Below are 12,634 nucleotides of genomic sequence, written 5' to 3' on the forward strand. Positions count from 1 at the left end.
TTCAGATTTGCGCGATGCGCAGCAGGTTGGTGGTGCCGGAAGTTCCGAAAGGCATGCCCGCGGAAATGACGATGGTTTGCCCCGAGGCGCCGAAGCCCTCCTTGAGCGCGGTCCGGCAGGCGAGTTCGCTCATCTCCGGGACATCCACCACTTCGTGGCAGAGCACCGCGTGCACGCCCCATGCGAGCGCCAGGCGGCGTGCCGTGGCAAGCCGCGGCGTCATGCCGATGATGGGAGCGCGCGGGCGCTCGCGCGCCATTCGCAGTGCCGAGTAGCCCGAGCTGGTGTAGGCGACGGTGGCCGCCGCATTGAGCAGCCCCGTGATGTCGCGCATAGCGGAGCCGATGGCATCCGCAGCCAGCGACAGCGGCTCGGAGCGCGAGGAGTCGATCGCGGTGCGGTAGTTCGGGTCGCTCTCGGTGTGCGTGATGATGTTGCTCATCATCTTCACCGCCTCGACCGGATAGCGGCCGCTGGCCGACTCCGCCGACAGCATGACCGCATCCGCGCCTTCGTAGATCGCGGTCGCCACGTCGGACGCCTCGGCCCGTGTCGGCACCGGCGCGCCGACCATGGACTCCAGCATCTGCGTGGCGACGATCACCGGCTTTCCAGCCCGGCGGCAGGCCCGGATGATCCGCTTCTGGATCGACGGCACCTGCTCGGCCGGCATCTCCACGCCCAGGTCGCCGCGCGCGACCATCACGGCGTCGGTCTCGGCGACGATGGCGTCCAGCGAGGCAATGGCCGCCGGCTTCTCCAGCTTGGCGACGATGCCCGCACGGCCGTCCACGATGCGGCGGACCTCGATGACGTCCTCGGGCCGCTGAACGAACGACAGCGCCACCCAGTCGACGCCGAGCGTCAGGCCATAGGCCAGGTCGGCGCGATCCTTCTCGGTCATGGCGGAGAGCGGCAGCACCACGCCGGGGACGTTGACGCCCTTGCGATCCGACAAGGTGCCTCCGTTCACCACCCGGGTGTCGGCGTAGTCCTTGCCGAAGCCTTCGACACGCAGGCGCAGCCGCCCGTCGTCCAGCAGCAGTTCCGTGCCGGTCTCCAGCGCCGCGAAGATCTCGGGATGCGGCAGGGCGACCCGCTCGATGTTGCCCGGCGACTTCGTGTCGAGGTCGAGCCGGAACGGCGTGCCTTCGACCAGGTGGATCGGGCCGCCCGGAAAGGTGCCGATGCGCAGCTTGGGCCCCTGCAGATCGAGCAGCACGCCGATGGGCCTGCCGCTGTCGCGCTCGATCTCGCGGATCAGGTCGAGCCGGCGCTTGTGGTCCTCGTGCGTGCCGTGGCTGAAGTTCAGCCGGAACACATCGGCGCCGGCGTCGAACAGCGCCTGGATGGTCTTGCGGTCGTCGCTGGCGGGCCCGAGGGTCGCCACGATCTTTGCTTGCTTGCTGCGTCGCATGTCAGTTTCTCCTGGTTGCACCATCGGTCCCGACAGCAGAGGTGCCGGCGGTGATCACGATCGCGCGAAAGTCGTTCACGTTGGTGAGGGTCGGGCCGGTCACCACCGAGTCGCCGAGCGCCTCGAAGAAGCCGTGCCCGTCGTTGCGGTCGAGGTGTGCGCGAGGGCTCAGGCCCTGCTTCCATGCGCGGGGCAACGTGTCCGGCGCCAGCACGGCGCCGGCGATCTCCTCCTGCCCGTCGACACCGTCCGTGTCGCCGGCCAGCGCGTGGATGCCGGGCTCGCCATCCAGTGCGATGCCGAGCGACAGCAGGAACTCGACGTTCCGTCCGCCGCGTCCGCCGCCGCGCACGGTGACGGTGGTTTCGCCGCCAGAGAGCAGCACGCACGGCGCCGGCACCGGCTGCCCCCGCCGCGCCACCTGCAGCGCGATGCCGGCCATCGTCGTGGCGACGTCGCGTGCCTCGCCCTCGATGGCGTCGCCGAGGATGTACGGATGCAGTCCGGCATCCCGCGCGACTGCGGCCGCGGCCTCCAGCGCCATCTGCGGTGTCGCGATGAAGCGCGTCTCGATGGCAGGCAGGCGTGGATCGCCCGGCTTCGGCGTTTCGCCCTCCCCGGTTTCGAGCAGCGTCAGGGCCCGCACCGGCACGTCGATCTCGTAGCGGCGAAGGATGTCCAGTGCGTCTGCGCAGGTCGTCGGGTCCGCCACGGTCGGCCCGGAGGCAATGTCGATCGGATCGTCGCCCGGCACGTCGGACAGCAGCAGATTGATCACGCGCGCCGGGTGGCATGCCGCGGCGAGTCGTCCGCCCTTGATGGCAGACAGGTGCCGGCGCACGCAGTTCATTTCGCTGATGGTCGCGCCGCTGGCGAGCAGCGCGCGGCTGAGGGCCTGCTTGTCGGCCAGCGTGAGGCCCGGCAACGCCAGGGGCAGCAATGAGGACCCTCCCCCGGAGATCAGGCACAGCACCAGGTCGTCGGCCGTCAGCCCTTCGACGGTCTCGATCATCCGGCGCGCGGCAGCCTCTCCAGCGGCGTCGGGCACCGGGTGGGCCGCCTCGACGATCTCGATGCGTCCGCATGGCACCGCGTGGCCGTAGCGGGTCACCACCAATCCCGAGAGCGGACCCGGCCAGTGATCCTCGACGGCGCGGGCCATCGCTGCCGACGCCTTGCCGGCGCCGATCACGACCAGCCGTCCCTTCGGCGAAGGCGGCAGGTGACGAGGAACGCACAGCGCGGGCTGAGCGGCGGCGATCGCGGCGTCGAACATGGCGCGCAACACGCTGCGGGAGTCTGCGGGGTTCATGGCGGCAGTCATCCGGCTCAGGCCGCGATCCGCTCGCCGACGAGCTCGACGCGAATCGGCTTCACGTTGGTCGTCTCGTCGTCGCCCTCATAGAGCTCGTCCAGGTCCTCCGGATCGCTCTTGCCGTCGAGCACCTGCGTCAGGCGCTGGCGGTCCACCGCACCGACCCAGCGGGCGATGGCGATCGTGCCCACTGCGTTGCCGATCGTGTTGGTGATGGAGCGCGCTTCCGACATGAAGCGGTCCACGCCGAGCAGCAGCACCATCCCCGCCACCGGAATCTTGCCCATCGAGGCCAGCGTGGCCGCCAGCGTGATGAAGCCGGAGCCGGTGACGCCGGCCGAGCCCTTGGACGTGAGCAGCAGCACGCCCAGCACGACGAGCTGATCGGTCATGCTCAATGGCGTGTTGGTGGCCTGGGCGATGAAGATCGCGGCCATCGTGTAGTAGATGCACTGGCCGTCCGGGTTGAAGGTCAGGCCGGCCGGCACGACCAGGCCCACCACCGGCTTGGAGACACCGGCGTGCTCCAGCTTGCGCATCAATTGCGGGACCACGGACTCGGAGGAACTGGTCCCCAGCACGGTGAAGAGTTCGTCCTTGATGTACTTCAGGAACTTCCACAGGCTGAATCCCGATAGCCGCGCGATGAAGCCGAGCACGACCGCGACGAACAGGAAGCAGGTGATGTACATCGTGCCCATCAGCTTGCCCAGCGCCACGATCGAGCCCAAGCCGTAGGCGCCCACCGTGAACGCCATTGCACCGAAGGCCGCGAGCGGGGCCAGCCGCATGATCATCCCGACGATCGAGAACACCCCGTGGGTGAACGAGTCGAGAAAGTCCACCACCGGCTTGGCGCGCGGGCCGATGTGTGACAGCGCGATGCCGAACAGGGTGGAGAACACCAGGATCTGCAGGATGTCGTTCCGGGCCAGCGCGTCGACGACGCTGGTCGGCACGAGGTGCATCACGAAGTCGATGAAGCCGTCGGACTTGGCGCCGGCAGCCGTGTAGCTGGCGATCGCCTTGGTGTCGAGCCGCGAAGCGTCGATGTTCATGCCGTTGCCCGGCCCGACGACGTTGACCACCACCAGCCCGAGCGCCAGGGCGAAGGTCGATAGGATCTCGAAATAGATCAGCGCCCGGACGCCGACGCGCCCAAGCTCCTTCATGTTCTCCATCCGTGCGATGCCGAGCACCACGGTGGCGAAGATGATCGGCGCGAACACCATCTTGATCAGCTTGATGAAGATGTCGCCCAGCGGCTTGAAATCGCCGGCGATATGGGGTGCGAAGAAGCCGAGGGCGGCACCGGCGAACACGCCGATGAGCACCTGGACGTACAGCTTTCCGAGGAAGCGGCGCATGGGTTGTCTCCTGGTGGATGTGTGGGCACGAGTTCGCCCCCGCGGCGCTTGGCGGCCGCTTCGGGATGAGAGGTGGCGCGTGCCGCGCGGCCCCTCGGTTCAGGAAGGAAGACCCGGCCGTCGATGCGTGGCCGGGGTCAGCGGACGGTCAGGCCGCCTTGCGCTGCGTGCTGCCTGCGACTTGCTCGCACACGGCCTTGGTGACGTCGGCGGTGGTCGCCTTGCCGCCCAGGTCGCGGGTGTGCAGCGACTTGTCGGCAGTGACCTTCTCGATGGCCTGCATCACGCGCCGGGCGGCTTCGGCCTCGCCGAGGTGCTCCAGCAGCATCACGACCGACCAGAAAGTGCCCACGGGGTTGGCGAGGCCCTTGCCCATGATGTCGAAGGCCGAGCCATGGATCGGCTCGAACATCGACGGATAACGGCGCTCCGGATCGATGTTGCCGGTCGGCGCGATGCCCAGGCTCCCGGCCAGCGCGGCGGCGAGGTCGCTCAGGATGTCGGCGTGCAGGTTGGTCGCGACGATCGTGTCGAGCGATGCCGGGTTGTTGATCATGCGGGCCGTCGATGCGTCGACGAGTTCCTTGTCCCACTTGACGTCCGGGAACTCCTTGGAGATCTGCACGGCGATCTCGTCCCACATCACCATCGCGTGGCGCTGCGCGTTGCTCTTGGTGATGACGGTCAGCAGCTTGCGGGGCCGCGACTGGGCCAGCTTGAAGGCGAAGCGCATGATGCGCTCGACGCCGGCGCGGGTCATCATCGACACGTCGGTCGCGGCTTCGATCGGGTGGCCCTGGTGCACGCGGCCGCCGACGCCGGAGTATTCGCCTTCGGAGTTCTCGCGCACGATGACCCAGTTCAGGTCGTCCGGTCCGCAGCGCTTGAGCGGACCGTCGATGCCGGGCAGGATGCGCGTCGGACGCACATTGGCGTACTGGTCGAAGCCCTGGCAGATCTTCAGGCGCAGGCCCCAGAGCGTGATGTGGTCGGGGATGTGCGGGTCGCCGGCGGAGCCGAACAGGATCGCATCCTTGTCGCGAATGGCGTTCAGGCCATCGTCCGGCATCATCACGCCGTGCTCGCGGAAGTAGTCGCCGCCCCAATCGAAGTTCTCGAACTCGAACTTGAAGCTGCTGCTGGCCGAGGCCAGGGCTTCCAGCACTTGCTGGCCGGCGGGAACGACTTCCTTGCCGATGCCGTCGCCGGGAATGGTTGCGATCTTGTACGTCTTCATGGGTTTGTCTCCGAGGGGTGGTAGTGAAGGGGGGTATGGGTACTGTAAGAATTCGACGCCCCTTCGGCACGGCGCTAAAGTGAATCCATTGTTAACCTGAATTCAACGGTGGAGCGACCATGACCAGTGCCATCCTGCCAGCCGACCTTGGCTTCTTTTCCACCCTCGCCAGTGCCGGAAGCCTCAGTGCCGCAGCGCGGGAACTCGGTGTCACCACGCCCGCGGTGAGCAAGCATCTCGCGCTGATGGAGTCGCGCGTCGGCGTGCTGTTGGTCAACCGGTCGACGCGGCGCATGAGCCTCACGCCCGAAGGCGAGACGTACCTGGAGCATGCGCGCCGCATCCTCGGCGAGATCGACGGCATGGAAGAGCTGCTCGGCGTTTCCAAGGCGACGCCGCAGGGCCTTTTGCGGGTGAACGCCACCCTCGGCTTCGGGCGCAGCCATGTGGCGCCGCTGATCTCCCGGTTCGTGCGCAAGTACCCGCAGGTCGAGGTGCAGCTGCAGCTGTCGGTCAACCCGCCCGCGCCGACCGAAGACCTCTTCGACGTCTGCGTGCGCTTCGGCGCCCCGCCTGACAGCCGCGTCATTGCGCGGCACATCGCGGCCAACCGCCGGCTGCTGTGCGCGGCGCCGGCGTATCTCGCAAAGCGCGGGATTCCCAAGGTTCCGAACGACCTGACGAAGCACAACTGCATCGGCATCCGCCAGGGCGAGGAAGCCTACGGCGTCTGGCGGCTGGCCAGCGGGCGGGGCCGCAGCGCCAGCGCCGAAGCCGTCAAGACGCGCGGCAACCTGGCGACCAACGACGGCGAGATCGCGGTCAACTGGGCCCTCGACGGCCACGGCATCCTGATGCGGGCCGAGTGGGACATCGAACGCTACCTGCGCAACGGCCGCCTGGTGCAGGTGCTGCCGCAGTACTACACGCCGGACGCCGACATCTACGCCGTGTATCCGCAGCGGCACCAGCTCGCGGCCCGGGTCCGGGCCTTCGTGGACTTCCTGGCGCTTTCATTCACGCAGCAGGCCGCGGGCGCGAAAGCGTAGCCCGGCCCCGCGCCCTCTTCTCTTCGCCGAGGCCTCAGTGGCCGCCCCCGCCCGATGCCTCGGTCATCTTCTCGATCACCTGGTCCAGGCTGAAGCTTGCCGCCTTCTGGCGCGGCGGGAACTCCTTGAAGGTCGCCAGGAACTCCGCGACGATGGCCTGCGCGGGCACCAGCAGGAAGATGTGGCGGAACATCCAGTCGTAGAACGTGTTCGACGTGATCTGCGCACGCTCGTAAGGGTCCATCCGCATGTTGAAGATGTAGGGCGTGCGCAGCACCACGAAGGGTTCCTGCCAGATCTTGAGCGTGCCGGTGACGCGCTGCTCCATGAACAGCATCTTCCAGTTGTCGTAGCGCAGCGCCGCAACGTCGCCTTCGTCCGTGAAGTAGATGAAGCCGGGCCGCGGACTCTTGGGCTCCTTGCCTGACAGGTACGGAAGCAGGTTGTAGCCGTCGAGATGGACCTTGAAGGTGGTCTTGCCGACCTTGTGGCCCTTCTTGAGCTTCTCCTTGATGTCGGGCTCACCGGCCACCGCGAGGATCGTGGGGAACCAGTCCAGGTGGCTCACGATCTCGTTCGACTCCGAGCCTGCAGCGATCCTGCCGGGGAACCGCACCATGCAGGGCACCCGGTAGGCGCCTTCCCAAGACGAGTTCTTCTCGTTCCGGAAAGGCGTCGTGCCCGCGTCGGGCCAGGTGTTCATGTGCGGGCCGTTGTCGGTGCTGTACTGCACGAAGGTGTTGTCCGCGATGCCGAGCTTGTCGAGAAAGTCGAGCATCTCGCCGATGCACTTGTCGTGATCGATCATCACGTCGTGGTATTCAGACTGCCAGCGGCCGGACTGACCGCGGCTCTCGGGCTTCACGTGCGTCCATGCATGCATGTGCGAGGTGTTGAACCACACGAAGAACGGCTCGTCCGCGTCGTGCGCGGCCTGGATGAACTTCTTGGCCGCGGCCATGAACTCGTCGTCGCATGTTTCCATGCGCTTCTTCGTCAGCGGGCCGGTGTTCTCGATCTTCTGGCCGCCCTTGCCGTCGGCCCAGCAATGCAGCACGCCCCGAGGGCCGTACTTCTTATTGAACTGGGGAAAATCCTTCACGTTCGGATAGTCCACTTCCTCGGGTTCTTCCTCGGCATTCAGGTGGTACAGGTTGCCGAAGAATTCGTCGAAGCCATGCATGGTGGGCAGGTGCTCGTCGCGGTCGCCCAGATGGTTCTTGCCGAACTGCCCGGTGCGGTAGCCCAGCGGCTTGAGGGCTTCCGCGACGGTGATGTCCTCCGACTTGAGGCCCAGCTCGGCGCCCGGGAGGCCGACCTTGGTCAGGCCCGTGCGTAGCCCGCACTGCCCGGTCAGAAAAGAGGCCCGCCCTGCCGTGCAGCTCTGCTCGGCGTAGGAGTCGGTGAAGATCATGCCTTCCTTGGCGATCCGGTCGATGTTGGGCGTGCGGTAGCCCATCATCCCTTTCGTGTAGCAACTCAGGTTCGACTGGCCGATGTCGTCGCCCCACATCACCAGAATATTCGGCTTCTTGCTCTTCGCCATGCTGTTGCTCCTTTCGTGAGCGGTCCTGGGAGCAGGATCATCCGCAGGCGGTCGCGTGGCGCAACTAGCCTTTGGTTTAGACGGTGCGAACCATCAGGTTCGAGACCGCTCGACCCGCGACGAGGGCGATGACTTCGCCCTCCTGGAATGGATTTCAGAGCATCTGCACGGAAACCTCACAGAGGCCGCGCAGGTGACGTGGCCCGAGCCGGGCGTCGTTGGCCGAGATCAGGCAGATACGGCCAAGATGCGGGTCGAGCGGGCGGCCATTCCTCTCGTGGAGGACCAGCACCTTCTCTCCGATGACACTGTTGTAGAGCTCGTTCCAACTGAAGATGGCCCGGTAGCCGTCCTGCCCTTCGGCGATGACCACGCATCGCTTGAGCCTGGCGCGGTGTTGCGCTGAAAGGCCGCACGCGTCCAGAACGTCGATGAGTCTCGCGCCGACATAGCTTTCGACCCGTGCGACGGGACGGCCGGTGTAACAGAGGATCTCGGTGGGGCCGAGATATACAAAGAACAATCTTTCGAGGTTTAGCTAAGGCATCTATACGACGGCAGCAGCGACGAGCAGCTGCACTTGACGTGAGCGATATATCGGGTTAAATACAACGCAAACAAACGTCGGAGACACTCCAATGCATGCTCGACAACGCATTCTGGGCTCGGGTGCCCTGCTTGTTTCGGCCTTGAGCAGCACTGTCTCGGCACAGCCCGCCTGCGCGCCAGGCGCGCCGCAGGTCATCATCTACCACGCAGGCAGCCTGACGGCTGCCTTTTCGCAAGTGGAGAAGCTGTTCACGGCACAGACCGGCATCTGCGTCGTGGATGTCGCCGCCGGCAGCGTCGACGCCGCGCGTCGCGTGACCGCCGGCAAGGAACCGTGCGACATCTACGCCAGCGCCGATGCCGAAGACATCGATGTCCTGCTGAAGCCGGGCCGCCATGCCGACTACAACATCTCCTTTGCGCAAGGCGCGATGGTCCTGGCGTACAACACTGCGAGCAGGAACGCATCGACGATCGCTGCGCCGAACATCGCCTTCAACCCGCCTGCGCAGATTCCGCCGGTCGTGGATGACTGGCATGCGCAGCTGACGCAGGCAGGCGTGCTGATCGGAGGCTCCAACCCGTTTCTCGATCCGAGCGGCTACCGCTCCGACCTCATGTTCCAGCTGGCCGAGCGACGCTACCAGGTGCCGAATCTCTACAACACGCTGGTCGGGCACTACACGCTCACGCGCACCGGAGACGTGCTCGGCAAGAACTTCGACTACCAGTTCACCTACGAGCACAGCGCTTATGCGGCCTACCTCGCCAATCCCCAGACCTATCGATACGCCAGCCTCCCGCCTGAGATCGGACTCTCCGATCCTGAGCTGAACCGCCGCTACCGCCAGGCGAGCATCGAGATTCCGGGGCTCCACGCCGAGCATTCGCAGCCGTTCGTCCGGCTGCCCGCCACGCGTGTCGTCTGGGGGCTGACGATCCTCAAGACAGCGCCCAATGAAGCCAACGCGGTGAAGTTCCTCCAGACCCTGTTCAGTGAAGACGGGAGGAAGATCCAGCAGAGCACCGGCCCGATGCCGATCGTGCCGCCCGTGGTGAGCCACTCGGATTTCAGGGATCTTCAGCCCGGCTTGCGAGGACTGGTTCGTCCGGTCCGGGACGAACACTGAGGGGAATGGCGTTGGAGCTTCCGAGTCCAGAGCCAACGCACGAGCATCGCCGCGTCGAGCTGGGCTCCATCGACATCCTGCCGCATGGAGAGGGATTCGTGCTCGGTCTGGTCGACGCGAGCAAGAAGGTCCACCGCATGTCCTTCCCGTCCTGGACGCTCCACCAGTTGATGCGCCTGCTGCCGCGGCTGGATGCCGCATTGGCCGAGGCGCGCAAAGAACTCTCGACATCCCTGATCGCCTATCCCATCGTGCGGTGGGACCTCGAACGCGTCGGGAGCGACCATGCCGTGGCGCTGAGCGTCGAGACCGATCGAGGCGTCGAGTCGGCGTTCCTTCTCAGCCCCGAGGACGCATCGGCCTTGCGTGCGCGTCTGGGCGAGGCGCTTGGAGATCTCCAACTCCCTGACCACGCAGAACTGCCTCCGCGGCCGAGCCGTTCCAGCTAACCCGTGCCACGACACCTGAGCTTGTGCATTCGCTATATTCACACGTATATTGCGACTCATCGAAACGCGCGGACAGCTTGCTGCCCGGCGCCCATTTCATTCCGGTCATCGCCCTGCTCTTCCAGGATTCCCCGACATGCTCAACCCCCCATTCAAGCTCGCCATGCCGATGATGTCGGGCGAGTCGGCCCCTCCGCACGAGGAAGCGGAGCCGCAGGGCGCGCGCATCCGCCTGGCCCAGCTCGATTCGCATCTGCACTGCTCCGTCGTCGGAACCTGCCTGAGCACCGTCGAGCTGCGCAAGCAGATGTCCCGCTTCGTCGACGTGGCCGGCGCCAGCGACCTTGACATCCACCACGATGCGGTCCGGCTGATATCGCACGACAGCGCCGTGGCCAAGGCGCTGCACAAGACACTCGACCAGCGACACGACGCCGTGGTCCGCTCGTTTGGCCGCGCACGCGATGCCGCCGCGATCGCAGCCCTCTGGGATGAGGCACTTCACCGGGGAGAAGTCCCTGGCGCGTACTGGGCTGTCCTCACCCACCGGGATACCACGGCCGCATTGCGTCAGAAGGTGTTCGGGGACGTGCACATGCTGTCGCATCTCGTTGGCGCGGCGAACCGGGCCGACATCCGGCGCCTCGTCGCGCTGGAGCGCGAGAACGCCGACTTGCGCGAACGGCTGGATCGTCAGCAGCTGCGGTCGCGCGAACTGGTCGAAGAGCGCGAGGAAGCCGTGGCGCAGCTTCGCACCCAACTGCAGGCGGCTGAGGCGAAGGCTGCCTTCACAGAGGCCCTGCGCATCGACCCCGACGCGCAGCGTGCGCGCCTCGAGGACGCGGCGTCGGCAACGGCGCAGGTGGCGCTTCAGACCGCGCGGCGAGAGCGGGCCGAACACGCTGCAGCCGCGGCCGAGTCGGAAATCGCTCGGCTGCGCGAGGACCTGGAACACGTGAAGGAGAAAGTCCGGCTGCTGAGCCAGGAACTCTCGGCGGCGGAGATCCAGCTTCGCCAGACGGACGGCGCGGAGACCGCGCAAGGCAGGACACTCGATCGCCAGCTGCGCGCAAAGCGCATCCTCTATGTGGGCGGTCGCCCGAGTTCGACGCCCGCCATTCGGGAACTGGTGCTGCGGCACGGCGGCGAGTTCCAGCGCCACGATGGCGGCCTGGAGGATCGCAAGGGCCTGCTGGCCTCGGCGATCTCGTGGGCCGATCTGGTGGTCTTCCCGGTCGACTGCGTGGATCACGATTCCGTCGGCAACCTGAAGCGCCAGTGTGCCCGGCAGAGCGTCGCGTTCATGCCTCTTCGAAGCGCGAGCGTCGCGACCTTTGTAGCGGCCTTCACAGGTCCGGCCGAAGGGCCTCAACCGACACAGCATTCGATGTGCAGGCACCGCTGAGCAGCGACAGCACACGGTACCTCGATCGTCCGGCCTTCGCGCGGCGGAACTTGCCACAATGCGGCAAGGAATGACGCCTGTGTCGTTCTCCGATCGATCAGGAGTGAACATGACGCGCTCGCCCAGTGATCAGGAAAACGCTTCGGCGGCTTCGATTCTGTCCCGCGCCCTGCAATGGAAGGAGGCCGGCGACGAGGTCGCGCTCGCCACCATCGTGAAGGCCTGGGCCACTGCGCCAAGGCGTGCGGGCGCCCAGATGGCAGTCCGGCGTGACGGCACGACCATCGGCACGGTCTTCGGTCCCGGCGTCGACGCGCAGGTCGCCTCGGCTGCCGTGGAGGCTCTCGCCGTCGGCGACGACAGGACGGTCAGCATCGACATCACGGATGCCACCGCGTCGAACGCGGGCATGGCGTGCGGAGGTGAGATGCAGATCCGCTTCGAATGCCTGAGGAGCGGCCCCGCGGGCCAGGTCGACATCCTGCGCGAGGCGATGGATGCCTTGAAGGACCGGCGAAGCGTCGTGTTGTGCACGCGGCTGTCGGACGGCCGGCGGTCACTCATCTCATCCGACGACCCGGGCGTGGACGCGTGGGCGCCCGAGGCGCGAAGGCGCGCCATGGCCGACGACACGGCCATCACCGAAGTCGCTGGCGACGACGTGCTGTTTCAGGTGTTCAACGCTCCGCTGCGGCTCTATGTGGTGGGCGCGGTGCGCACGGCCCGCGCATTGCTCGCCGCGGCGCAGTTGGTCGGCTTCGAGGTGTCGATCCTCGACCCCCGCCCGGAATTCGCAAGCGCGCTCGACTTCACTGGCGCCAGGCTGCTCGTCGGTGATGCCGCGGGCGCCCTGCGCGAAGCACGCCTCGATTCCCGCTGTGCGGTCGTCATGCTCTCGCACTCATCCGGGATCGATGACCCGGCCCTCATCGAGGCCGTGGCAAGCAAGGCGTTCTACGTGGGCGCGCTCGGCAGCCGAAGGTCACACGCCGCGCGGCTGGAGCGCCTCGCCGACGCGGGTGTGCCGCCACGACTTTCGAAGAGGATCCACGGCCCGGCGGGGCTGGACATCGGCGCGATGGGTCCGGCGGAAATTGCCGCGTCGATCGTGGCGGAAATGATCACGGCACTCCGAAAGTCGAGCCCCGGCGAATGAGGCTCGGCGTCGAC

11 protein-coding genes are annotated in these 12,634 nt (G+C 66.6%); 5 read left to right on the plus strand and 6 right to left on the minus strand.

From position 1 onward, the window contains the following. Position 1 precedes the first annotated feature (1 nt). From pyk to QTH90_RS04780, 4 genes are all read right to left on the minus strand, one after another. A complete protein-coding gene (gene pyk / locus QTH90_RS04765; protein WP_286663363.1) occupies positions 2-1,417 on the minus strand; it encodes a pyruvate kinase in 1,416 nt (471 codons plus the stop codon). Position 1,418: 1 nt separating this feature from the next. Beyond that, positions 1,419-2,729: a glycerate kinase type-2 family protein gene (locus tag QTH90_RS04770; protein WP_286663364.1), complete on the minus strand. Its 1,311-nt coding sequence runs from the start codon at positions 2,727-2,729 to the stop codon at positions 1,419-1,421. A gap of 17 nt (positions 2,730-2,746) precedes the next feature. Further along, the gene (gene dctA / locus QTH90_RS04775) at positions 2,747-4,099 is read right to left on the minus strand and encodes a C4-dicarboxylate transporter DctA (protein ID WP_286663365.1); all 1,353 of its coding nucleotides are present in this window, start codon (positions 4,097-4,099) and stop codon (positions 2,747-2,749) included. 148 nt (positions 4,100-4,247) lie between these two features. Continuing rightward, positions 4,248-5,336: a tartrate dehydrogenase gene (locus tag QTH90_RS04780; RefSeq protein ID WP_286663366.1), complete on the minus strand. Its 1,089-nt coding sequence runs from the start codon at positions 5,334-5,336 to the stop codon at positions 4,248-4,250. Between the two features lie 119 nt (positions 5,337-5,455). On the opposite strand from QTH90_RS04780, the gene QTH90_RS04785 reads away from it, so the two are divergent. Continuing rightward, positions 5,456-6,385: a LysR family transcriptional regulator gene (locus QTH90_RS04785; protein ID WP_286663367.1), complete on the plus strand. Its 930-nt coding sequence runs from the start codon at positions 5,456-5,458 to the stop codon at positions 6,383-6,385. A 34-nt stretch (positions 6,386-6,419) separates the two neighbouring features. On the opposite strand, the gene QTH90_RS04790 is transcribed toward QTH90_RS04785, so the two are convergent. Together QTH90_RS04790 and QTH90_RS04795 are read right to left on the minus strand one after the other, a co-directional pair. After that, positions 6,420-7,931 (minus strand): arylsulfatase, encoded by a 1,512-nt coding sequence (locus tag QTH90_RS04790; RefSeq protein ID WP_286663368.1) that lies wholly within the window; start codon positions 7,929-7,931, stop codon positions 6,420-6,422. 154 nt (positions 7,932-8,085) lie between these two features. Further along, entirely contained in the window at positions 8,086-8,304 is a 219-nt protein-coding gene (locus tag QTH90_RS04795; protein ID WP_286663369.1) for a hypothetical protein, read from the minus strand. A 265-nt stretch (positions 8,305-8,569) separates the two neighbouring features. Between QTH90_RS04795 and QTH90_RS04800 the strand changes: the two genes are divergently transcribed. From QTH90_RS04800 to QTH90_RS04815, 4 genes are all read left to right on the plus strand, one after another. Beyond that, entirely contained in the window at positions 8,570-9,610 is a 1,041-nt protein-coding gene (locus tag QTH90_RS04800; RefSeq protein ID WP_286663370.1) for an extracellular solute-binding protein, read from the plus strand. 5 nt (positions 9,611-9,615) lie between these two features. After that, the gene (locus tag QTH90_RS04805) at positions 9,616-10,059 is read left to right on the plus strand and encodes a hypothetical protein (protein ID WP_286663371.1); all 444 of its coding nucleotides are present in this window, start codon (positions 9,616-9,618) and stop codon (positions 10,057-10,059) included. Positions 10,060-10,195: 136 nt separating this feature from the next. Continuing rightward, positions 10,196-11,464, plus strand: a complete 1,269-nt coding sequence (locus QTH90_RS04810) for a DUF2325 domain-containing protein (RefSeq protein WP_286663372.1) — start codon at positions 10,196-10,198, stop codon at positions 11,462-11,464. A 109-nt stretch (positions 11,465-11,573) separates the two neighbouring features. Beyond that, the gene (locus QTH90_RS04815; RefSeq protein WP_286663373.1) at positions 11,574-12,620 is read left to right on the plus strand and encodes an XdhC family protein; all 1,047 of its coding nucleotides are present in this window, start codon (positions 11,574-11,576) and stop codon (positions 12,618-12,620) included. Positions 12,621-12,634 lie beyond the last annotated feature (14 nt).

Source organism: Variovorax flavidus (assembly GCF_030317145.1).
Classification (GTDB): Bacteria; Pseudomonadota; Gammaproteobacteria; order Burkholderiales; family Burkholderiaceae_C; genus Variovorax; species Variovorax flavidus.

What these genes read in the sequence shown, in the direction of transcription:
- pyk (WP_286663363.1), bottom strand. Translation starts at nt 1,417, where the DNA reads ATGCGACGCAGCAAGCAAGCAAAGATCGTGGCGACCCTCGGGCCCGCC.
- QTH90_RS04770 (WP_286663364.1), bottom strand. Translation starts at nt 2,729, where the DNA reads ATGAACCCCGCAGACTCCCGCAGCGTGTTGCGCGCCATGTTCGACGCC.
- dctA (WP_286663365.1), bottom strand. Translation starts at nt 4,099, where the DNA reads ATGCGCCGCTTCCTCGGAAAGCTGTACGTCCAGGTGCTCATCGGCGTG.
- QTH90_RS04780 (WP_286663366.1), bottom strand. Translation starts at nt 5,336, where the DNA reads ATGAAGACGTACAAGATCGCAACCATTCCCGGCGACGGCATCGGCAAG.
- QTH90_RS04785 (WP_286663367.1), top strand. Translation starts at nt 5,456, where the DNA reads ATGACCAGTGCCATCCTGCCAGCCGACCTTGGCTTCTTTTCCACCCTC.
- QTH90_RS04790 (WP_286663368.1), bottom strand. Translation starts at nt 7,931, where the DNA reads ATGGCGAAGAGCAAGAAGCCGAATATTCTGGTGATGTGGGGCGACGAC.
- QTH90_RS04800 (WP_286663370.1), top strand. Translation starts at nt 8,570, where the DNA reads ATGCATGCTCGACAACGCATTCTGGGCTCGGGTGCCCTGCTTGTTTCG.
- QTH90_RS04805 (WP_286663371.1), top strand. Translation starts at nt 9,616, where the DNA reads ATGGCGTTGGAGCTTCCGAGTCCAGAGCCAACGCACGAGCATCGCCGC.
- QTH90_RS04810 (WP_286663372.1), top strand. Translation starts at nt 10,196, where the DNA reads ATGCTCAACCCCCCATTCAAGCTCGCCATGCCGATGATGTCGGGCGAG.
- QTH90_RS04815 (WP_286663373.1), top strand. Translation starts at nt 11,574, where the DNA reads ATGACGCGCTCGCCCAGTGATCAGGAAAACGCTTCGGCGGCTTCGATT.